This window comes from Pseudomonas soli (assembly GCF_900110655.1).
Lineage (GTDB): Bacteria > Pseudomonadota > Gammaproteobacteria > Pseudomonadales > Pseudomonadaceae > Aquipseudomonas > Aquipseudomonas soli.
This window is the reverse complement of sequence record NZ_FOEQ01000002.1, coordinates 318,112-337,344: the sequence shown is the minus strand read 5'-3', so window position 1 is coordinate 337,344 and position 19,233 is coordinate 318,112. Positions and strand designations below refer to the sequence as shown.

Annotated in this window: 21 protein-coding genes and 1 pseudogene; 12 read left to right on the top strand and 10 right to left on the bottom strand. The window is 64.4% G+C overall.

Features of this window, described 5'->3' with window-relative positions; genetic code table 11:
• Positions 1–30: 30 nt before the first annotated feature.
• Positions 31–747: a glycerophosphodiester phosphodiesterase gene (locus tag BMY03_RS06185; protein ID WP_038705752.1), complete on the bottom strand. Its 717-nt coding sequence runs from the start codon at positions 745–747 to the stop codon at positions 31–33.
• Between the two features lie 30 nt (positions 748–777).
• Positions 778–1,362, bottom strand: a complete 585-nt coding sequence (locus BMY03_RS06180; protein WP_023631591.1) for a PilZ domain-containing protein — start codon at positions 1,360–1,362, stop codon at positions 778–780.
• 93 nt (positions 1,363–1,455) lie between these two features.
• Between BMY03_RS06180 and BMY03_RS06175 the strand changes: the two genes are divergently transcribed.
• The 3 genes from BMY03_RS06175 (at position 1,456) to BMY03_RS06165 (ending at position 4,704) form a co-directional block, all read left to right on the top strand.
• Complete coding sequence (locus tag BMY03_RS06175; RefSeq protein ID WP_094010551.1) at positions 1,456–2,706, top strand: lipoprotein-releasing ABC transporter permease subunit; 1,251 nt, start codon at positions 1,456–1,458, stop codon at positions 2,704–2,706.
• A 7-nt stretch (positions 2,707–2,713) separates the two neighbouring features.
• A complete protein-coding gene (gene lolD / locus BMY03_RS06170) occupies positions 2,714–3,397 on the top strand; it encodes a lipoprotein-releasing ABC transporter ATP-binding protein LolD (protein ID WP_177182890.1) in 684 nt (227 codons plus the stop codon).
• Between the two features lie 62 nt (positions 3,398–3,459).
• A complete protein-coding gene (locus BMY03_RS06165; RefSeq protein WP_038707473.1) occupies positions 3,460–4,704 on the top strand; it encodes a lipoprotein-releasing ABC transporter permease subunit in 1,245 nt (414 codons plus the stop codon).
• 33 nt (positions 4,705–4,737) lie between these two features.
• On the opposite strand, the gene BMY03_RS06160 is transcribed toward BMY03_RS06165, so the two are convergent.
• Both BMY03_RS06160 and BMY03_RS06155 read right to left on the bottom strand, forming a co-directional pair.
• A complete protein-coding gene (locus BMY03_RS06160) occupies positions 4,738–6,081 on the bottom strand; it encodes a heavy metal sensor histidine kinase (protein WP_177182889.1) in 1,344 nt (447 codons plus the stop codon).
• On the bottom strand, positions 6,081–6,761 hold the full coding sequence (locus BMY03_RS06155) for a heavy metal response regulator transcription factor (protein WP_038705756.1): 681 nt from the start codon (positions 6,759–6,761) through the stop codon (positions 6,081–6,083). The genes BMY03_RS06160 and BMY03_RS06155 overlap by 1 nt, the downstream gene beginning before the upstream one ends.
• 158 nt (positions 6,762–6,919) lie before the next feature.
• Between BMY03_RS06155 and BMY03_RS06150 the strand changes: the two genes are divergently transcribed.
• Positions 6,920–7,438, top strand: a complete 519-nt coding sequence (locus BMY03_RS06150) for a cupredoxin domain-containing protein (RefSeq protein ID WP_094010549.1) — start codon at positions 6,920–6,922, stop codon at positions 7,436–7,438.
• Between the two features lie 68 nt (positions 7,439–7,506).
• The gene (queF, locus tag BMY03_RS06145; protein ID WP_094010548.1) at positions 7,507–8,337 is read left to right on the top strand and encodes an NADPH-dependent 7-cyano-7-deazaguanine reductase QueF; all 831 of its coding nucleotides are present in this window, start codon (positions 7,507–7,509) and stop codon (positions 8,335–8,337) included.
• 69 nt (positions 8,338–8,406) lie between these two features.
• On the opposite strand, the gene BMY03_RS06140 is transcribed toward queF, so the two are convergent.
• Together BMY03_RS06140 and pcrP are read right to left on the bottom strand one after the other, a co-directional pair.
• On the bottom strand, positions 8,407–8,670 hold the full coding sequence (locus BMY03_RS06140) for a DUF4404 family protein (protein ID WP_031315272.1): 264 nt from the start codon (positions 8,668–8,670) through the stop codon (positions 8,407–8,409).
• Between the two features lie 123 nt (positions 8,671–8,793).
• On the bottom strand, positions 8,794–9,345 hold the full coding sequence (gene pcrP, locus BMY03_RS06135; RefSeq protein WP_038705757.1) for an HAD superfamily inactivated hydrolase PcrP: 552 nt from the start codon (positions 9,343–9,345) through the stop codon (positions 8,794–8,796).
• 187 nt (positions 9,346–9,532) lie between these two features.
• Here pcrP and BMY03_RS06130 point away from each other — a divergent pair, with 187 nt between their 5' ends.
• A complete protein-coding gene (locus BMY03_RS06130) occupies positions 9,533–10,240 on the top strand; it encodes an MlaA family lipoprotein (RefSeq protein WP_094010547.1) in 708 nt (235 codons plus the stop codon).
• A gap of 51 nt (positions 10,241–10,291) precedes the next feature.
• On the opposite strand, the gene BMY03_RS06125 is transcribed toward BMY03_RS06130, so the two are convergent.
• Positions 10,292–10,591 (bottom strand): PilZ domain-containing protein, encoded by a 300-nt coding sequence (locus BMY03_RS06125; protein WP_094010546.1) that lies wholly within the window; start codon positions 10,589–10,591, stop codon positions 10,292–10,294.
• A gap of 269 nt (positions 10,592–10,860) precedes the next feature.
• Here BMY03_RS06125 and rssB point away from each other — a divergent pair, with 269 nt between their 5' ends.
• Together rssB and rssC are read left to right on the top strand one after the other, a co-directional pair.
• Entirely contained in the window at positions 10,861–12,045 is a 1,185-nt protein-coding gene (rssB, locus tag BMY03_RS06120) for a two-component system response regulator RssB (protein ID WP_023631333.1), read from the top strand.
• Entirely contained in the window at positions 12,042–12,524 is a 483-nt protein-coding gene (rssC, locus tag BMY03_RS06115) for an anti-sigma factor antagonist RssC (RefSeq protein WP_023631332.1), read from the top strand. The genes rssB and rssC overlap by 4 nt, the downstream gene beginning before the upstream one ends.
• Positions 12,525–12,627: 103 nt before the next feature.
• On the opposite strand, the gene BMY03_RS06110 is transcribed toward rssC, so the two are convergent.
• The 3 genes from BMY03_RS06110 to dusA all read right to left on the bottom strand — a co-directional run bounded on the left by BMY03_RS06110 (position 12,628) and on the right by dusA (position 16,770).
• Positions 12,628–14,481: an alkaline phosphatase D family protein gene (locus tag BMY03_RS06110; RefSeq protein WP_094010545.1), complete on the bottom strand. Its 1,854-nt coding sequence runs from the start codon at positions 14,479–14,481 to the stop codon at positions 12,628–12,630.
• A 144-nt stretch (positions 14,482–14,625) separates the two neighbouring features.
• Positions 14,626–15,546 (bottom strand): transaldolase, encoded by a 921-nt coding sequence (tal, locus tag BMY03_RS06105; RefSeq protein ID WP_094010544.1) that lies wholly within the window; start codon positions 15,544–15,546, stop codon positions 14,626–14,628.
• A gap of 213 nt (positions 15,547–15,759) precedes the next feature.
• The gene (gene dusA, locus BMY03_RS06100; RefSeq protein ID WP_094010543.1) at positions 15,760–16,770 is read right to left on the bottom strand and encodes a tRNA dihydrouridine(20/20a) synthase DusA; all 1,011 of its coding nucleotides are present in this window, start codon (positions 16,768–16,770) and stop codon (positions 15,760–15,762) included.
• Positions 16,771–16,874: 104 nt separating this feature from the next.
• Here dusA and BMY03_RS26565 point away from each other — a divergent pair.
• The 4 genes and pseudogenes from BMY03_RS26565 to BMY03_RS06080 form a co-directional block, all read left to right on the top strand.
• A pseudogene (locus tag BMY03_RS26565) lies at positions 16,875–17,006 on the top strand (site-specific integrase); the annotation flags it as partial.
• Positions 17,007–17,265: 259 nt separating this feature from the next.
• Positions 17,266–17,793, top strand: a complete 528-nt coding sequence (locus BMY03_RS06090) for a DUF3455 domain-containing protein (protein WP_094010542.1) — start codon at positions 17,266–17,268, stop codon at positions 17,791–17,793.
• A 102-nt stretch (positions 17,794–17,895) separates the two neighbouring features.
• Positions 17,896–18,444, top strand: coding sequence for a sigma-70 family RNA polymerase sigma factor (locus tag BMY03_RS06085; RefSeq protein ID WP_023629604.1), 549 nt, complete (start codon positions 17,896–17,898; stop codon positions 18,442–18,444).
• On the top strand, positions 18,441–19,139 hold the full coding sequence (locus BMY03_RS06080) for an anti-sigma factor (RefSeq protein WP_094010541.1): 699 nt from the start codon (positions 18,441–18,443) through the stop codon (positions 19,137–19,139). The genes BMY03_RS06085 and BMY03_RS06080 overlap by 4 nt, the downstream gene beginning before the upstream one ends.
• Positions 19,140–19,233: the final 94 nt, after the last annotated feature.

Sequence of the window (19,233 nt, the reverse complement as noted above, 5' to 3'; positions counted from 1 at the left end):
CTGAGCCGGTCGGGGAGACCGATTTCAGCCCTACCCGAGGGTGGTCCTGGCCAAACCGGGAAAGTCTGTAATCAGGCTGTCCACGCCAAAGTCAGCGAGCCGGCGCATCAGTGCCGGTTCGTTGACCGTCCATACCGACACGTGCAAACCCTGGCGCTGCGCCTTGATCAGGCGCTCGGGGGTGCACAGCGTCCAGTTCAATGCCAGCATCTCACAGCCGTAGTTCTGCGCGACTTTCAACGGGTCGAGCCAGGCATACTCGGCGACCAGCCCGCGCTTCACGTCCGGCACCAGCTCCTGGGCGGCACCCAGCACTTCCCGTGAGCTCGAGGTGATGGTCACCTTGTCCAGCAGGCCGTGCTGCAGGGCCAGCTCACGGATCGCCAGCACCGTGCTGGCGGCGCGGGTACGCGAGGCGCTCTTGACCTCCAGTTGCCAATGCTCGAACGGGCACTTGGCGAACAGCTCCTCGAGCCGTGGGATGGGGCAGGGCTGCACATGGCCCGGCCCGCCTTTGCGGGCGTCGTAGGTCACCAGCTCGGCGGCGGTGTGCTCGACCACCTTGCCGCGCCGGCCGGTGGTGCGCTTGAGAGTGGGGTCGTGGATCACCATCAGCTCGTTGTCCGCCGACAGGTGCAGATCGAGTTCGCAGCGGTCCACGCCATGGGACAGGCACTGGCGGAAACTCTGCAGGGTATTCTCGGGCGCTTCGCCCTTGGCGCCGCGGTGGCCATAGATCAGGGTCACGTTCGTTCCTTCAAATCAGGGAAAAAGGGCTTATGCATCCGGCTGGTTCTGTTCCAGCGCCTGGCGCCGTTGCTGCTGCTGGCGCTGCAGGATGTAGCGGGCCAGGAGCTGGCGCTGGGCGTCGGTCATGTCGATGAATTCGGTGCCGACCTCGAAGTCGCCGTCTGGGCGCGGGTCGCAATGGGTGACCCGGCCGCGCAGCAGCAGGCCATGGGCACGGGGCATCAGTACCATCTTCACTTTGACCCGAGTGCCGGGCGCGATCTTCCGGGCCTGGGTGAACTCGATGCCGCCTTCGGAAATGATCACTGGCATCGGCTGGCCGATTTCGCCGATCAGGGTTTGCGCGACCACGGCGCTGAGCAGGTCCAGGCGTTTGTTCTGGGCGCGCAGGAAAGCGGCCAGGGTGCGGTCCTTCTCGCTCAGCTGGCGCAGCAGGTGTTGCGACTCGAAGTCCGACAGATGCAGTTCGCTGAGCAGGTTGAACAGCTCCGAATCATCCTGCAACAGTTCTGTCTCAAGGGCTTCGGCCGCGCTGAGGGGGCTGATTTGAAGTGCGATCCGATCTTCGATGCGGTAGTATTCGCGGCGATCTTCTTCGTCTAATGTCGTCATGGCGAACCCAAGGTTACGGCGGTGGTCCGAGTGTAAAGCCGCCGTAGGCGCCTCGCCACAAGGACGTTCCCTTTCATCCGAACAAGCCCCGACATGTTCAGACCTCTATTCGTATTCATTGGTACGCGCTACACCCGTGCCAAGCGCCGCAATCACTTCGTCTCGTTCATTTCGCTCACCTCGATGATCGGCCTCGCCCTGGGCGTGGTGGTGATGATCGTGGTGCTGTCGGTGATGAACGGGTTCGACCACGAGATGCGTACCCGCGTGCTGGGGATGATTCCTCACGCCACGCTGGAGACCGGCCAGCCGATCGACGACTGGCAGGCCCTCGCCTCTAAAGTAAAGCAGAATCCGCAGGTGCTGGCGGTTGCGCCCTTCACCCAGATGCAGGGCCTGCTGACCCATGAGGGCAAGGTGCAGAAGGTGCTGCTCAACGGCATCGACCCGGCCCGCGAGCGCGAGGTGTCGATCATCGACAAGTTCGTCCTCGACGGCGGTCTCGACAAACTGTCGCCGGGCGAGTGGGGCATCATGATCGGCGACAAGGCCGCGCAGAAGCTGGGCGTGGGCATCGGCGACAAGCTGACCTTCGTCGCCCCCGAGGTGAGCGTGACCCCGGCGGGCATGTTCCCGCGCATGAAGCGCTTCACCGTGGTCGGCACCTTCCATGTCGGCGCCGGCGAGATCGATGGCTACCTGGGCCTGACCAACATCGCCGACCTGTCGCGCCTGCATCGCTGGAAGGCTGACCAGGTCCAGGGCGTGCGCCTGAAGTTCGACGACCTGTTCCAGGCGCCGCGCGCCACCTGGGCCATCGCCCAGCAGCTGGGCGAGCAGGAGTACTACCCGCGGGACTGGACCCGCACCCACGGCAACCTGTACCAGGCGATCCGCATGGAGAAATCCATGATCGGCCTGCTGTTGTTGCTGATCGTCGCGGTGGCGGCGTTCAACATCATTTCCACCCTGGTGATGGTGGTCAACGACAAGCGTGGCGACATCGCCATCCTGCGCACCCTGGGCGCCACGCCCAGGCAGATCATGGCCATCTTCATGGTCCAGGGGACGGTGATCGGCGTGGTCGGAACGCTGATCGGCGCGGTACTGGGCATCCTCGGCGCGCTCAACGTGAGCGCCGCCATCGCCGGCATCGAAGCCCTGATCGGGCACAAGTTCCTCAATGCCGACGTGTACTTCATCGATTACCTGCCGTCGCAGATCCAGGCCCAGGACGTGTACATGGTCTGCGGTGCGGCGCTGGTTTTGAGTTTCTTCGCCACCCTGTACCCGGCCTGGCGCGCCTCGCGCACCCAGCCTGCAGAGGCGCTACGTTATGAGTGAGTCGCGCATGAGTGATAAAGCCGTGTTGAGCTGCCGCAACCTGGGCAAGAGCTACGAGGAAGGCCCGGAGTCGGTGCAGGTGTTATCGGGGTTGAACCTCGAAATGCACCCGGGCGAGCGGGTGGCCATCGTCGGCAGCTCCGGCTCGGGCAAGAGTACGCTGCTCAACCTGCTGGGCGGTCTCGACACGCCGACGCAGGGCAGCGTCTGGCTGGCCGGCGAAGAGCTGTCGGCGCTGGGCGAACGGGCGCGTGGCCTGCTGCGCAACCGCGCGTTGGGCTTCGTCTACCAGTTCCATCACCTGCTGGCAGAGTTTACCGCCCTGGAGAACGCCTGCATGCCGCTGCTGATCGGCAAGACCCCGATCAGCGAGGCTCGCGAGCGCGCCGAGGCGCTGCTCAAGCGCGTCGGCCTGGGCCACCGCCTTAACCACAAGCCGGCGGAGCTGTCCGGCGGCGAGCGCCAGCGCGTGGCGATTGCCCGCGCCCTGGTCAACCGTCCGGGCCTGGTGATGCTCGACGAGCCCACCGGGAACCTCGATCACCACACCGCCCAGGGCATCCAGGAACTCATGCGCGAGCTGTCGACCCACTCGCAGACCGCCTTCCTGGTGGTGACCCACGACCTCAACCTGGCGCGCCAGATGGACCGCGTGCTGAGCCTGGAAGACGGGCACCTGGTGGCGATCTGAGTCGCTTGCGCGGGGCCCCGTGAGGTGGCCCCGGTTCATTTTCTACTTGGGTGTTCCCGTTCATGTTCAGACCCTTGCCCTTGTTCATCGGTGCTCGCTACACCCGTGCCAAGCGCCGTAACCACTTCATCTCGTTCATCTCGATGACCTCGATGATCGGCCTGTCGCTCGGCGTGCTGGCCATGATCACGGTGTTGTCGGTAATGAACGGCTTCCAGCGCGAGATGAGTTCGCGTGTGCTTGGCCTGGTGCCTCATGCTGCCATCCTCGGGACGCAACCGCTGGATGACTGGCGCAAGGTCGCCGCCGCCGCCGAAGGCAACCCGGCGGTGATGGCCGCCGCGCCCATCACCGAAATGGAGGGCATGCTCTCGTACAAGGGGGCGATGCAGCCGATTCAGGTCGCCGGCATCGAGCCGGCCGAGGAGGGCAAGGTCTCCATCGTCACCCAGCACATCGTCCAGGGCAGCCTGCAGGACCTGGTGCCGGGCGAGTATGGCGTGGTCATCGGTGAATTGACCGCTCGGCGTTTTCGCCTGAATACCGGCGACAAGCTGACCCTGATCGTCCCGGAGATCAGCAAGGAGCCGGGCGGCATCACCCCGCGCATGCAGCGTCTGACCGTGGTCGGCATCTTCAAGGTAGGTGCCGAGCTGGATGGCTCCCAGGCCTACATCCACGTCGCCGATGCCGGCGAAATGCAGCGCTGGGCACCGGGCCAGGTGCAGGGCGTGCGCCTGAAGCTGCATGACCTGTATGCCGCGCCGCAGGTGTCCAAGGCCATCGCCGCGAGCCTGGGCGAGGGCTACCACGCCGATGACTGGTCGCACACCCAGGGCAGCCTGTTCAGCGCGATGAAGATGGAAAAGACCATGATCGGCCTGCTGCTGATGATGATCATCGCCGTGGCCGCGTTCAACATCATCGCCACCCTGGTGATGGTGGTGAACGACAAGGGCGCGGACATCGCCATCCTGCGCACCATCGGCGCCACGCCGGCGCAGATCATGGGCACCTTCATGGTCCAGGGCAGCTTGATCGGTATCGTCGGTACCTTGCTTGGCGGTGTGCTGGGGGTGATCCTGGCGCTGAACGTCAGCGCGGTGGTCGGTTGGCTCGAGCGAGTCAGCGGCCAGCATATCTTCACCTCCGACATCTACTTCATCAGCAGCCTGCCGTCGGAGTTGCAATGGGGCGATGTTGCGATTATCTGCGTGGCGGGGTTGGTGATGAGCTTCCTGGCGACGATCTACCCGGCCTACCGCGCCTCGCAGATCGAGCCGGCTATGGCGTTGCGTTACGAGTAAGACATTGCAACACCGGTGGGGCGCTTTGCGCCCCTACGCGGGCAACTCGATCACGAACCGCGTCCAGCCATCTTCACACTCCGCCCGAATTTTCCCACCGTGTGCCTGCACGATCGAGCGGGTGATCGCCAGCCCCAACCCCGCATGCTCGCTGCTGCCTTCCTGGCGCGCCGGATCCGCCCGGTAGAAGCGGTCGAACAATCGCTCAAGCAGTTGCGGCGCAATCGCTGGCCCGGTGTTGGCCACCACGATGCGCAGCCCGGGCTCCAGGCTTACCCGGATCTCACCATCAGCAGGGGTGAAGCGCAGGGCGTTGTCCAGCAAGTTGGACAGCGCCCGGCGCAACATGTGCCGGTCGCCTTCGGTGTGGGCCTGGCCCTCACGCAGCAAGCGCACCTGGGCGTCCTCGGCCAGCGGCGCGTAGTACTCCAGCAGCGCATCGACCTCCGTCGCCAGGTCCAGCGCCTGGCGGCTGGGCATCAGCAGGCCGTGGTCGGCCTTGGCCAGGTAGAGCATGTCGTTGACCAGCTGGGCCATCCATTGCAGCTCCTCGAGGTTGCCGTGCAGGGCCTCGCGATACTCCTCAAGGCTGCGCGGGCGGGTGAGGGTGACCTGGGTGTGGGTCAGCAGGTTGGACAGCGGCGTGCGCAGCTCGTGGGCGATGTCGGCGGAGAACGCCGACAGGCGCTGGAAGGCATCGTCCAGGCGCTGCAGCATGGCGTTGACGGTGCCGGCCAGCTCGGCCAGTTCCTCGGGCATCTCGGCGGCCGGCAAGCGCGTGGTCAGCGAGCCGGCGGTGACACTGGCGGCCACCTTGCCCATCTGCCGCAGCGGTTTCAGGCCACGGCGTACGGCCCAGGCGCCGAGCAGCGCGGTGGCCAGCGCCGACAGGCCGACGGTGAGCCAGATCAAGCGCTGCATGCCTTGCAGGAAGTGCTGGTGGTGGGTGATGTCGAGGAACAGGGTCAGTTGTGGCGAAGCACGCTGGCCGTCGATCAGTGGCGCGCTGAGGCTACGGTAATCGACCCCGTTGCTGTGCAGTGTGGCCAGGCCTGTTGGGGCGGGGGCTTGCGGTAGTTCGCCGCGGCTGGCGAACCAGGTCGCACCGTCGGCGCCGCGTACACGCAAGGCCAGGTCGGACTGGTGACTCAGCTCGTTGAGCAGCGCCGGCAGGCGCATGACCAGTTGCTCCTGGGTAGCGACGCCGGCGAGCAGGCTGCTCATGAGCGAAAGCCGGCCGTTGAGCAATTGCTGGTCGAGCTCGACGAAATGCTGCTCGCTGGCACGGCTGAACAGCAGGCCGGCGCCCAGCGACACGGCAGCGGTGCAGGCGGCGAACAGCAGCGCGAGGCGGCTGCCCAGGGACAGGCGGCGCATCAGTCGTGGCGCTCTTCGAGCACGTAGCCCATGCCACGCACGGTATGGATCAGCTTGGTGGCATGGCTGTCGTCGATCTTCAGGCGCAGGCGGCGGATGGCCACCTCGATGACGTTGGTATCGCTATCGAAATTCATGTCCCACACCTGCGAGGCGATCAGCGACTTGGGCAGCACTTCGCCCTGGCGGCGCAGCAGCAGTTCGAGCAGGGCGAACTCCTTGGCGGTCAGGTCGATGCGCTGGCCGGCGCGCTCGGCGCGGCGGCGGATCAGATCCAGGCGCAGGTCGGCCAGTGCCAGGCAGGTATCCTGGCTGGCACTGGCACCACGGCGCAGCAGGCTGCGCACGCGGGCCAGCAGTTCGGAGAAGGCAAAGGGTTTGACCAGGTAGTCGTCGGCGCCCAGCTCCAGGCCGTGCACGCGGTCCTCGACGGCGTCGCGGGCGGTGAGGAACAGCACCGGGGTGTCCAGCCCGGCCTGGCGCACCGCCTGGAGGATCTGCCAGCCGTTGCGCCCCGGCAGCATCACGTCGAGGATCAGCAGGTCGTGGTCGCCGCTCAGGGCCAGGTGCTGGCCGGTGTCGCCGTCGCTGGCCAGTTCGGTGGCGAAGCCGGCCTCGCTCAAGCCCTGGCTCAGGTACTGGCCGGTCTTGGCCTGGTCTTCGACGATCAGCAGTTTCATGTGTTTACCAACGGTTCGGGCCAACGTGATGCCGAAATGATACGTGACGATCTGGCGGCCTGCCCAAGCTGACAAAGTTGTAATCTTCCCGTCAGCCAGCTGCCAGCCAGCCTTTTCGACAATGGCGCCATCTTCGCTGCATTGATCTGGAGTCACCCATGAAACACCTGTTCCTCACCGCCGCGCTTGCCCTGACCAGCCTGCCCACCTTCGCTGGCGAAGCCAAACCCTTCGCCTTCGGCGAGCCGGCGCCGGCAGCCAAGGCCACCCGCACTGTCGAGGTGGTACTCAAGGACATCGCCTTCGAACCCAAGAGCATCAAGGTCAAGGCCGGTGAAACCGTACGTTTCGTGCTGGTCAACGAAGGCAAGCTGCCCCACGAGTTCAACCTGGGCGACAAGGCCATGCACGCCGAGCATCAAAAGGAAATGGTCGCCATGCAAGGCAAGATCTTTACCGCCGGCATGAATCACGAAGGCATGGACCATGGGCAGATGGACCACAGCCAGATGATAGACGGCGGCCATGGCCACGACACCGGCAACACCGTGCTGGTGCAGCCTGGCCAGCGCGCGGAGCTGACCTGGACCTTCCGCAAATCGGCGCCCATCGAGTTCGCCTGCAACGTGCCGGGCCATTACCAGGCCGGCATGGTCGGGCCGTTGACCATCGAGTGACATCGGCTCCAAGGCGGGGTGCAAAACCGGTAGACTAGGGGCAATTTCGAACCTTCAGGTCAGTTTCCATGCATCCCGCCGCCGAACACTCCCCGCTGGGCAAGTCCAGCGAATACGTCGCCACCTACACCCCCTCGCTGCTGTTCCCCATCCCGCGCCTGGCCAAGTGGGCCGAGCTGGGTGTCAGTGGCGACACGCTGCCGTGGCAGGGCGTGGATTTCTGGAACTGCTTCGAGCTGTCCTGGTTGCTACCCTCGGGCAAGCCGGTGGTGGCCATCGGCGAGTTCGCCATTCCTTGCGACTCGCCGAATATCATCGAGTCCAAGTCCTTCAAGCTGTACCTCAACTCGCTGAACCAGACCGTGTTCGCCTCGGTGGCCGAGTTGCAGGCCTGCCTGGTGAAAGACCTGTCTGGCGCCGCGGGCAAGCCGGTGGCGGTCAAGGTCAGCACCCTGGCCGAAGTCGAAGGCCAAGGCGTGACTGCCTTGCCGGGTCAGTGCATCGATGCGCTGGATGTGAGCATCAGCAACTACGAGCAACCGCAGCCCGAATTGCTGCGCTGTGCGGCGGATCGCTTGGTGGAAGAGACCGTGCACAGCCATCTGCTCAAATCCAATTGCCCGGTCACCGGCCAGCCGGACTGGGGCAGCGTGGTGGTGGAATACAAGGGGCGGGCGCTGGACCATGCCAGCCTGCTGACCTACCTGATCAGCTTCCGCCAGCACGCCGACTTCCACGAACAGTGCGTGGAGCGGATCTACCTGGACCTGAAGAACCTGCTCGAGCCTGAGCACCTGACGGTGTATGCACGGTATGTGCGCCGGGGTGGGCTGGATATCAACCCGTACCGCAGCACCGGGGCGATCAACCCGCAGAACCTGCGGTTGGTGCGGCAGTAATGTAACGGGGCCGCGAAGCTGCCCATCGCCGGCTTGCCGGCGATGGGCTGCAACGCAGCCCCGTTGGGTTCAGATCCCCATGCTGTGCAGCGAGTTGGCAATGCTGCGCAGGGTGGCGGTGAGGTCGGGATGTTCGGCCTCGAAGCGTTCGATGGCAAGGTTCACGCCGTCGACCAGGTTGTTGTCCGGGGTGGCCTCCTCAAGCTTCAGCTGGGCTTCGATCTGCCTGGCTTCTTCATGCAGGCTGGCCAGTTCCTCTTCCGAAAGCGGCACATTGCGATCCAGTTGCTCGCGCAGGCTATTCAGGCGCTCTTGCAGTTCGCGGGCAGGCATTGTTCTTACTCCATCAATGACTTGGCAAGGCATGGACCTCAGCGAAGCGGCAAAGGTTCGGGCCTGACCTCTAGCGTAATCCACCTGCCGACGCTTTGCATGACCCGTATCAACGGGGATGTATCAGGGTTTCTCGCCTTTGTGCCGGCGCTGGGCGATGTCCGCGAGGCAGGCATCGAGGGATTCGAGGTGGTCGATCACCGAGTGCACGCCCAGGCCAAACAGCGCCAGGGTGGCTTTGCCGCGGGCCAGCTCCTGTTCCTGGCGGCTCAGCGCCTGCCATTGCGCCGAGCCTTGGTCGCAGGCCGCCAGCCCCACCGTCCACAGACCGGCGTTGAGCCCCGACTGCAACAGCAGTGGCACGCCACTGACCAGCACGCAGCCGTCCAGGCGCTGGCTTTGCAGGCTCATCAGCGCTTGCCAGCAGGCGTTGGGGGTCGGCCATCTGCTGCCATTGGCGCAGTGCCCCGGCAGCCAGTCGGGCAGCACGCCGCTCAGGCGTTTGCCTTGTGCGGTACTGACTTCGTCGAGCCAGATGCAGGGCACTTGCTGGGCGCGCAGGCGGTGAAGGGAGTCAAGGGCGCCCGGGGCGGGCAGAGGGCTGCCGTCGGGCGCCTGGACCAGGCAGCCGCGCAGTCCGAACAGTACCGCGGTAAAGGCGGGTGCTTCTTGCATGGCAACGTCCCTAAATAGCCCGCAGGCTATCCGGCATTTGTTACCGGGGGATGACGCAACAGTTGTTCACAAAATCTTGACAGAGTTATGTAAAACTATCGTTCAGCAAGCAAGCCAGTATACTTGCGCCCTATCGAGCAGCGTGCCAATCGCCGCTGCCGCCGTGAAATCCGATGGAGAAACATCTATGCGTAGGTTCGGTGCCGGAGTGATCGAGCGAGTCACCCAGGCCTGTGTCTGCGCCAGCTTGCTGCTGGCGCCCGTGGCAGCAACCCAGGCGGCCACCGAGGAAGATCCGTGGGAGTCGGTCAACCGACCGATCTTCAAGTTCAACGACGTTCTCGATACCTATGCCCTCAAGCCGTTGGCCCAGGGTTATCAGTTCATCACCCCGCAGTTCCTTGAGGATGGCATCCACAATGTCTTCCGCAACCTGGGCGACGTCACCAACCTGGCCAACAACGTGTTGCAGCTCAAGCCCCGTGCGGCGGGCGTCGACACCGCGCGGCTGATCGTCAACACCACCTTCGGCCTTGGCGGCTTCTTCGATGTCGGCACCAAGATGGGCCTGCAGCGCAACGATGAAGACTTCGGCCAGACCCTCGGCTACTGGGGCGTGCCCAGCGGACCATATGTGGTCATCCCGTTCCTTGGCCCAAGCACCGTGCGTGACGGCCTGGCCAAGTACCCGGACACCTACACCGAACCCTACCGCTACATCGACCATGTGCCGACGCGCAACTCGATCTTCGCCCTGGACGTGATCGACACCCGCGCCAGCCTGCTGTCGGCGGAAAAACTGATCCAGGGCGACAAGTACATCTTCCTGCGCAACGCCTACCTGCAGAACCGCGAGTTCAAGGTCAAGGACGGGCAGGTCGAAGACGACTTCTGATCTGCCGGCTTACGCAAAAGGCGACCTTCGGGTCGCCTTTTTCGTAACAGTTCAATGCATCGCCAGGATGCGCAAGCCGAAGCGCTGCGCACCGCCTGGCTGGTCGGCGATCCACACCACCTCGGTGCTGGCATGCAGCCCGGCGAGGGCGGTGTGGACGGAGTCGATGCGCACCTCGAGGCGGTCACCCACCTGGAAACGCTGTGGCGCCTGCACCTGCATGCCTGTGCTTGAGAGGTCGATGCACACAGCGCTGATCACCTGGTCGGCCTGCAGCAGCTGGACCTCGGCTTCAATACGCATGCGAATGAAATCACGTTTTTCGCTGTAATCCACGGGGGGCTGGGACATGCTTGCATCCTTTCGTCAGGTTGCGTTGCTCCACATTCTTATAACGCCGGGTGATTTGCCCTGTAAAGTGCAGGGAAGTCTACCTGCCCATGCTTGAAACGCCAGGCGGATGGGAGTACCGTCAGCGCCTTACAGGGCACCTCACTATTTGCCGGACCAGTCTTCTTGTCCTACAACTCAGATAGAGAGTGGCTAGAGAGCATTCCAGTAGCTGTCTGTCGGTCCTCCACAGCCGCTACGCCAACCCAAATCTGGCGCCGTTCGCCCACATGCAGAAACCCAGTGCAACGCTGCTGATCATCGATGACGACGAGGTGGTCCGTGCCAGCCTCGCCGCCTATCTGGAAGACAGCGGCTTCAGCGTCCTCCAGGCCGGCAACGGCCAGCAGGGCCTCCAGGTCTTCGAAGCACACCAGCCCGACCTCGTGATCTGCGATCTGCGCATGCCGCAGATGGGCGGCCTCGAACTGATCCGCCGGATCAGCGAGCGCGCGCCGCAGTTGCCGGTGATCGTGGTGTCCGGTGCCGGCGTAATGAGCGACGCGGTCGAAGCCTTGCGCCTGGGCGCGGCGGACTACCTGATCAAGCCCCTCGAAGACCTGGCCGTGCTCGAGCACTCGGTGCGCCGCGCGCTCGACCGCTCGCGCCTGGTGCTTGAGAACCAGCGCTACCGGGAGAAGCTCGAAGCCGCCAACCGCGAATTGGAGGCCAGCCTGCACCTGCTGCAGGAGGACCAGACTGCCGGCCGCCAGGTGCAGATGAACATGCTGCCGGAAAACCCCTGGGTGGCCGGCGATTTCGCCTTCGAGCACCAGATCATCCCGTCGCTGTACCTGTCGGGCGACTTCGCCGACTACTTCCGCGTGGACGACCGGCGCATTGCCTTCTACCTGGCGGACGTATCCGGCCACGGTGCCTCGTCGGCGTTCGTCACGGTGCTGCTGAAGTTCATGACCACGCGCCTGCTGTTCGAATTCAAGCGTGGCGGCAAGATGCGCGAGTTCAAGCCTTCGCAGGTACTCAGCCACATCAACCGTGGCTTGATCAACTGCAAGCTGGGCAAGCATGTGACCATGGTCGGTGGGGTCATCGACGAGGACACCGGCCTGCTCACCTACAGCGTCGGCGGCCACTTGCCGCTGCCGGTGCTGTATACCCCCGGGCAAGCCCGTTACCTGGAAGGCCGCGGCCTGCCGGTGGGCTTGTTCGACGAGGCCAGCTACCAGGACCTGGTGCTGGAGCTGCCAGCGCAGTTCAGCCTCACCCTGATGTCCGACGGCATTCTGGACCTTTTGCCCGGGGACACACTCAAAGATAAGGAAGCGGCCTTGCCGGAGATCGTCAAGGCGGCGGGTGGTAGCCTGGACGGGCTGCGCCAACGATTCGAATTGGCTACGCTTGGGGAGATGCCGGATGATATCGCCCTATTGGTGTTGAGCAGGAACCTTGAATGAGTACTGGTAGAATCCAGTTTGCCGAACAAAGCGGGACCTTCGTTCTGAAATTTGTCGGTGAAGTGCGCCTGACCCTGTGTTCGGCACTGGATGCGACGATCGAGAAGATCTTCACCGCGCTGAACTTCTCGGCCATCGTCATCGACCTGACCGAAACCGAAAGCATCGACAGCACCACCCTGGGCCTACTGGCCAAGCTGTCGATCCTGTCCCGGCAAAAGGTCGGCCTGCTGCCGACCGTGGTCACCACCAACCCGGACATTTCCCGGCTGCTGCAGTCCATGGGCTTCGACCAGGTGTTCAACATCGTCGACCGCCCGGTGCCGTGCCCGGAGTGCCTGACCGACCTGCCTTCCCAGGACCAGGACGAGAGCGTGGTGCGCTCCAAGGTGCTGGAGGCGCACAAGATCCTCATGGGCTTGAACGACTCCAACCGCGAAGCGTTCCATGACCTGGTGAGCGCGCTGGAAAGATCCTGATCTATCGCGGGGCAAGTCGCATCGGCGCACCGCCGCTCCCACTCAGCCCACCCACAGGCAGTGCGAGGGGGCTTTGTGCGAGCGGGCTTGCCCCGTGATGGCTTCAGTCCTTGATGAACGCCGTAGCTGGCGAACCATCGGCATTCAACTGATACACCCGCGCCGGCCGCCCCTGGTCATCGAAGAACACCTGCCCCAGCCCCGCGCTGTTCCACAACCGTTCCCCGGCCTTGCTCCGGCTGGGTGTACGCGGCACCACTTCCATCTGGCGACGCTTGGTAAACCAGTTGAGCGGCGAGCGCGGCGAATACAGCCAGCGGTTGAGCCGGTCGAGCACATCCAGCAGGCGCCGGGGGAACTCGTTCTTGATCCCGCTGCTGGTCACCTGCCACAAGTGCGGGCTGCGCTGGCGATGGCGGATCAGCACTTCGTAGACGAATGAGTAGTGCACGTCGCCCGACAGCACCACGTAATGCCCAGGCGTGCGCGAGTGGCGGAAGATATTGAGCACCACCTGCGCCGCGCCGCGGTGCGCCATCCAGTTCTCGGCATCGACCAGCAACGGGTAGCCCAGGGCGCTGAACACCCGTTGCACGGTTTCGATCAGCTTGACCCCGAAGATCGGCGCCGGCGACACGATGATCGCCGAGGGGTGATCGAGCAGCGCCTGCTGCAGTTCACTCAGCGCCTCCCAGTCGAGCAGGCCCGAAGGCTTGGCCAGGTTGCTTTCGCTGCGCCAGCGCCGGGTGCGGGTGTCCAGCACCAGCAGCGGCGGGTTGCTCGGCAGCGCGTATTGCCAGCCCTGGAAGCGCAGCAGTTCGCCGATCAGTTCATCCCGCGCCTCATGCAACTGGCGGCACTGTTGGACCAGCGCCGCGCAGCCGTCCGGGTCGTTGCCCCAGCCCTGGCACAGCAGGTAGCCGAGCAGCGCGTTGCCGATGATCCGCCGCGAGAACGGGTGGCCGTAGGCGGTCTGCTCCCACTGCGCCGACAGGTTCCAGTCGTCGGTGATGTCGTGGTCGTCGAAGATCATCAGGCAGGGCAGGTGGGCCATGACCCGCGCCACCTGGCCGAGGCCGTCGCGGAAGGCCTCGATGAGCGGCAGCTCTTGGCGGTAGCGGGCCTGGCGCTTGTCGGTGAGGCCGGATGGCATCTGCATGCACACCAGCGACCACGGCAGCGGCGACCAGGCCAGCAGGTACATGGCCATGACTTCTGCGAAGGTCACCAGGTGGTTGTCGGCGTTGCTGGAGGAGAAGATCGGCTTGCGCTTGCCGCCAAAGAAGCGCTCACGCAGGGTTTCGTTGCCTTCCTGGGCCGGCAGCAGGTCGGCGCGGTGGTAATAGCAGGCCGGGTGCTGGTAGAGCGCGGCGCCGCTGTCGACCAGGGCGCCGTCCAGCGCCTCGTCGAACAGGCCCAGACGCTCGATCAACCCGTGGATGGCGCGCAGCATCGGGCCGGCGACATCGTCGGCATACACCTGGTCGCCGCTCATCAGCAACACGGCGGGGCGCTCCTCGGGGCGCGGGCCGGCGGCCAGCAGGCGGTCGGCGCACAACAGGCCGTCGGCAGCCGGATGATGGGGCTTGCGGCACGAGCCGTGGAGCACCTGGTCGAGGCGCTCGCGCAGCACGAAGCTGGGGCGACTGGCGCCGGGGTAGAACAGGTGCGGGGCCCAGTCGGCGATGCCCTGGCCGTTGGCCAGGCGCAGGTCGTACTCGAGCGCCACGTCGCTGGGTAGCGGCTGTTCGAAGTGGATATCCAGCAGGTGGATGAAGGCGTGCGTGCCGACCGCGATCACTTCGCAATGCGCGGTGGCGCTGATGCCGGCCTGTTCCAGGACAAATTCGGCTTGCAGCGGTTGCGAACCGACCAGCCAGATCGCCAGACGCTGCGGCTCCAGGCGGCGCAGTACCGGGCCGGCAAGGACAAGGGGGAGGGTGGTGCTGGGGATCATCTATGGCTCGGTTTTGTCTGGTATGACGCTATCGCGGGGCAAGCCCGCTCCCACTGGTTATGGGGAATGCGGCCCCAACGAAAACGGGCGGAAATGCTCTGCATTAACCGCCCGTCGATCAAGCCGAAGATGTATCAGGCTTTGTCAGCCAGCCATCAGCGCTTCCAGCTTCTCCTGGTCGCGGGCGAACTGGCGGATACCTTCGGCCAGCTTCTCGGTGGCCATGGCGTCCTCGTTCATTGCCCAGCGGAACTGGCTCTCGTTCAACTGCTGCTTGGCTTCGCCGGCATTGCCCGGCTTGAGGATGCGCGGCAGATCGCCTTGGTCGTCCGCCAGCTGCTGCAGCAGCTCGGGGCTGATGGTCAGGCGATCGCAGCCGGCCAGCTGTTCAATCTGGCCGATATTGCGGAAGCTCGCGCCCATGACCACGGTGTTGTAGCCATTGGTCTTGTAGTAGTCGTAGATGCGCGTGACCGATACCACGCCCGGGTCCTCGGCGCCGACGTACTCCTTGCCGGTGCTCTTCTTGTACCAGTCGTAGATACGCCCCACGAACGGCGAGATCAGGAACACCCCGGCATCGGCGCAGGCCTGGGCCTGGGCGAAGGAGAACAGCAGGGTGAGGTTGGTCTGGATGCCTTCCTTCTCAAGTTTCTCGGCGGCGCGGATGCCTTCCCAGGTGGAGGCCAGCTTGATCAGCACGCGGTCTTTGGGCACACCGGCTGCTTCATACAGCTCGATCAGCTGACGGGCCTTTTTCAGCAGCGCCGGCTCGTCGAACGACAGCCGCGCGTCCACTTCGGTGGAGATCCGCCCCGGAATGACCTTGAGAATGCCCGAGCCCACCGACACCGCGAACTTGTCGCAGGCCAGGTCGACATTGCCCTTTGCATCGGCCTTGACCTGCTTGAGCAGGTCGGCGTAGCCGGCAATGGCCGCGGCCTTGAGCAGCAGCGACGGGTTGGTGGTGGCGTCGACCGGCTTGAGGCGGGTGATGGCATCCAGGTCGCCGGTGTCGGCGACCACGGTGGTGAACTGCTTGAGTTGTTCCAGCTTGGAGGTCATGGGCGTGCTCTGTCCTGTGCAATGACTCGACATTACCCGAGCCCCGACAGCCACTCAAGGCCCGTCGCAGGCGTATCGGGAAAGCCTGCGCAGGCAACGCGATCCTTCTGTAGGCGCGCGCTTGCCCGCATCAGGCTGCAAAGCAGCCCCGGCTCACACCGGGGCTGCGGCAAAAGGCATTGCCTTCGAGTGCCAACCCCGCCGCAGGTTCCCTCAGCGCCCCTGCAGCAGCTCGGCGGCCTGGTCCAGCACCTTCAGCGGCTCGCTGGCCTTGTGAATGTCCGCCGACAGCAGCTGGCGGAAGCGCCGCGCCCCCGGGAAGCCCTGGCCCAGCCCGAGGATATGCCGGGTGATGTGATGCATCGCACCGCCGCTTTGCATATGCGCGACGATATACGGGCGCAGCTTTGCAATGGCCTCGGCGCGGCTGATCACCGGCGCCGCGCTGCCGAACAGCTGCTGGTCGACCTCGGCCAGCAGGTACGGGTTGTGGTACGCCTCGCGTCCCAGCATCACGCCATCGAAGGTCTGCAGGTGAGTGCGGCATTCGTCGAGGGTCTTGATGCCGCCATTGAGCACTAGTTCCAGGTCCGGGAAGTCGGCCTTCAACTGCGCCGCCACGTCATAGCGCAGTGGCGGGATTTCGCGGTTTTCCTTGGGCGACAGGCCTTCGAGGATGGCGATGCGCGCATGCACGGTGAAGCTGCGGCAGCCGGCGTCGCGCACCTGGCCGACGAAGTCGCACAGCTCGGCGTAGCTGTCGCGGCCGTTGATGCCGATGCGGTGCTTGACCGTGACTGGAATGCTGACTGCGTCCTGCATGGCCTTGACGCAATCGGCCACCAGCGCCGGATGGCCCATCAGGCAGGCGCCGATCATGTTGTTCTGCACCCGGTCGCTGGGGCAGCCGACGTTGAGATTGACCTCGTCATAGCCGGCGTCCTCGGCCAGGCGCGCGCAGGCGGCCAGGTCCGCTGGCACGCTGCCGCCCAGTTGCAGGGCCAACGGGTGCTCGGACACGTCGTGGCGCAGGAAACGCTGGGCGTCGTTGTGCAGCAGTGCGCCGGTGGTGACCATTTCGGTGTAGAGCAGGGCCTGCCTTGAGAGTAGGCGCAGGAAGAAGCGGCAGTGGCGGTCTGTCCAGTCCATCATCGGTGCCACGGAGAAGCGGCGGGATGGCTCGGGGCGCGTGGTGTATGGCGTTGAAGCGGATTCTAGGGACATTCTGGTCTACACGGTTTTGTACCATTTTCCGGGGTTTTTCGGGCGTTCTGGGTGTGATGGCGTACGATTTGCCACCGCCACTCACGCTTGTACCAACGGAAAACATGGCAACGATCAGAGCAAGGAAAAAGGCCGATGGAACGGTCATCCATACCGTCCGGATCCGCCTCAAGAAAAAAGGAGCCCTAGTCTACCAAGAGTGTCAGACCTTCGCCCGCCAGCAGGCAGCTCAAGCCTGAGCGAAGCGACGAGAGATCGAATTGGGCGACGCCAGGTGCGAGCCAGGCAGAGCCAACCCGGCCCCTTTGGAACGATGAAGCGGCAGCCGCTCATGGATTCGGCCAGGATGAGTGCACATTGATGTATCGCTGGCGCTCGGCGTACCACGGGCAAAACCAATTTTTCCCCTGCCGTGCATCCAGTTCTATCGCTGATGGGTAGTACTAATGGGCAGCCTGTGACTGCCCAGCCAATGACCTGTCAGGAGCACACCTCATGAGCCCCAAGTTCTCCGCTATGCTGCTCGCTTGCAGCCTCATCCTTGCGCTGCAGCCAGCCCACGCCCAATCTGCGCTGCCAGAGGCAGTCAAGGTCCCCGATGGCCATCGCGTCATGCTCGAGACTGTCGGCGTCGGCGAGATCACCTACGAATGCCGCGACAAGGCCTCCGCGCCTGGCCAGACCGAATGGACTTTCGTTGGCCCCAAGGCCGTGCTCAATGACCGCGCCGGCAAACAGGTAGGCGATTACTTCGGCCCTCCCGCCACTTGGCAAGCCAAGGACGGCTCGAAAGTCACCGGTACGCAGCTGGCGGTAGCCCAGGCGGAGAAAGGCGCCATCCCCTATCAGCTGGTCAAGGCCAACCCGGCCGAAGGCAAAGGCGCCATGCAAGGGGTCAGCTATATCCAGCGTCTGGCAACCCGTGGTGGCGTGGCGCCGGCAAGCGACTGCACGACGCAGAACAAAGGTGCCAAGCAGGTCGTGCAGTACCAGGCAGACTACGTGTTCTGGACAGCCAAGTGACGCGCCCGAGGCCGACACTCCGCCGTTGATGATCTACGCTCGATGGCAAGCCCCCGGCTGGATGGCCGGGGTCCCTTGCCTCACACAAGGAAGCCGCAAACGTTGAATGCGTCTGTCACCCCTTTGGACTTCCAACGCTGCCTGGAGGCGTGTGCACTGGGCGACCGGCGAGCCCTGCAGGCACTCTACGATCAGGAAGGTGCGCGCCTGCTCGGCGTTGCCCGGCGCATCGTGCGTGACGATGCCACCGCCGAGGACATCGTCCACGATGCGTTCATCCGCATCTGGACCCGTGCTGCCAGCTTTGACCCGGCGCGTGGCTCGGCTCGCGGCTGGATCTACAGCATCACTCGCCATCTGGCGCTCAATGCAATACGCGACAGTCGCCGTGAAACCGTGCTGGACGACGCCGACATCGATAGCTCGGCAGCATTGCCGGCAGGGGGCGATGACATTGACCTCTGGTCAGGCTCGGCAAAAATCTACCGTTGCCTCGAACAATTGCAGCCCACGCCACAGCGCTGCATCTTGCACGCCTATGTGGACGGCTGCAGCCACGCCGAAATAGCCGGCCTGCTGGGTGCGCCGTTAGGCACCGTCAAGGCTTGGATCAAGCGCAGCCTGAAGGCGCTGCGGGAGTGCCTGGAATGAAGCCGGATACTGCCGAAGCATTGGACACCCTTGCCGGCGAGTTCGTGCTGGGGACGTTGTCACCGGAGCAACACGCCGCGATGACCGAGCGCCTGAGCGTCGACCCGTCCCTGCGTGCCGCGGTGGATGCTTGGGAGGAACGTCTGCTGGAGCTGACCGCGCTGGCTGCGCCCCAGCCACCGAGTGCCCGGCTATGGGGCCGTATCCAGCGCAGCCTGAACGAGCTGGCCACGCCTTCGAAACAGCAGCGAACCCATTGGTGGCAACGTCTCGGCCTGTTGCAAGCACTGAGTGCTGCAGGGCTGGCTGCAAGCATGCTGCTGGCGTTTGCGTTGTTGACGGCGCCGCCGGCCACCACGCAATTCGTGGTGGTTCTCGTGGCGCCGGGCAACCAGGCACCCGGCTGGGTGGTGCAGACCAGCGACAGCCGCATGATCGAGCTGATTCCGTTGGGCGAGGATGCCGTCCCCGAAGGCATGGCCCTGCAGTTCTGGACCAAGGGTGAGCAGTGGCGAGCACCGGTGTCGCTGGGGCTGGTCAAACCCGGTGAACCCTATCGTGTTCCGATACAGCGCCTGCCGCCGTTGGAGGCCAACCAGTTGTTCGAGCTGACATTGGAGAAATCCGGCGGCTCGCCTACCGGGCTACCGACGGGGCCCGTGAGGTTCATTGGCCGCGCGGTAAAGGTGATATGAGCATCTGGATAACCGCTTGAAAGTGCTGCGCAAGGTCTTCACCTGCGCGGTACTGACGTGTTCTCGCCTGTTGAAATGATCAATGCCCAGGCAC

Excerpts from the sequence above, each read along its gene's own strand:
- BMY03_RS06180 (WP_023631591.1), bottom strand. The coding sequence starts at position 1,362 with ATGACGACATTAGACGAAGAAGATCGCCGCGAATACTACCGCATCGAA.
- BMY03_RS06175 (WP_094010551.1), top strand. The coding sequence starts at position 1,456 with ATGTTCAGACCTCTATTCGTATTCATTGGTACGCGCTACACCCGTGCC.
- lolD (WP_177182890.1), top strand. The coding sequence starts at position 2,714 with ATGAGTGATAAAGCCGTGTTGAGCTGCCGCAACCTGGGCAAGAGCTAC.
- BMY03_RS06165 (WP_038707473.1), top strand. The coding sequence starts at position 3,460 with ATGTTCAGACCCTTGCCCTTGTTCATCGGTGCTCGCTACACCCGTGCC.
- BMY03_RS06160 (WP_177182889.1), bottom strand. The coding sequence starts at position 6,081 with ATGCGCCGCCTGTCCCTGGGCAGCCGCCTCGCGCTGCTGTTCGCCGCC.
- BMY03_RS06155 (WP_038705756.1), bottom strand. The coding sequence starts at position 6,761 with ATGAAACTGCTGATCGTCGAAGACCAGGCCAAGACCGGCCAGTACCTG.
- BMY03_RS06150 (WP_094010549.1), top strand. The coding sequence starts at position 6,920 with ATGAAACACCTGTTCCTCACCGCCGCGCTTGCCCTGACCAGCCTGCCC.
- queF (WP_094010548.1), top strand. The coding sequence starts at position 7,507 with ATGCATCCCGCCGCCGAACACTCCCCGCTGGGCAAGTCCAGCGAATAC.
- BMY03_RS06140 (WP_031315272.1), bottom strand. The coding sequence starts at position 8,670 with ATGCCTGCCCGCGAACTGCAAGAGCGCCTGAATAGCCTGCGCGAGCAA.
- pcrP (WP_038705757.1), bottom strand. The coding sequence starts at position 9,345 with ATGCAAGAAGCACCCGCCTTTACCGCGGTACTGTTCGGACTGCGCGGC.
- BMY03_RS06130 (WP_094010547.1), top strand. The coding sequence starts at position 9,533 with ATGCGTAGGTTCGGTGCCGGAGTGATCGAGCGAGTCACCCAGGCCTGT.
- BMY03_RS06125 (WP_094010546.1), bottom strand. The coding sequence starts at position 10,591 with ATGTCCCAGCCCCCCGTGGATTACAGCGAAAAACGTGATTTCATTCGC.
- rssB (WP_023631333.1), top strand. The coding sequence starts at position 10,861 with ATGCAGAAACCCAGTGCAACGCTGCTGATCATCGATGACGACGAGGTG.
- rssC (WP_023631332.1), top strand. The coding sequence starts at position 12,042 with ATGAGTACTGGTAGAATCCAGTTTGCCGAACAAAGCGGGACCTTCGTT.
- BMY03_RS06110 (WP_094010545.1), bottom strand. The coding sequence starts at position 14,481 with ATGATCCCCAGCACCACCCTCCCCCTTGTCCTTGCCGGCCCGGTACTG.
- tal (WP_094010544.1), bottom strand. The coding sequence starts at position 15,546 with ATGACCTCCAAGCTGGAACAACTCAAGCAGTTCACCACCGTGGTCGCC.
- dusA (WP_094010543.1), bottom strand. The coding sequence starts at position 16,770 with ATGTCCCTAGAATCCGCTTCAACGCCATACACCACGCGCCCCGAGCCA.
- BMY03_RS06090 (WP_094010542.1), top strand. The coding sequence starts at position 17,266 with ATGAGCCCCAAGTTCTCCGCTATGCTGCTCGCTTGCAGCCTCATCCTT.
- BMY03_RS06080 (WP_094010541.1), top strand. The coding sequence starts at position 18,441 with ATGAAGCCGGATACTGCCGAAGCATTGGACACCCTTGCCGGCGAGTTC.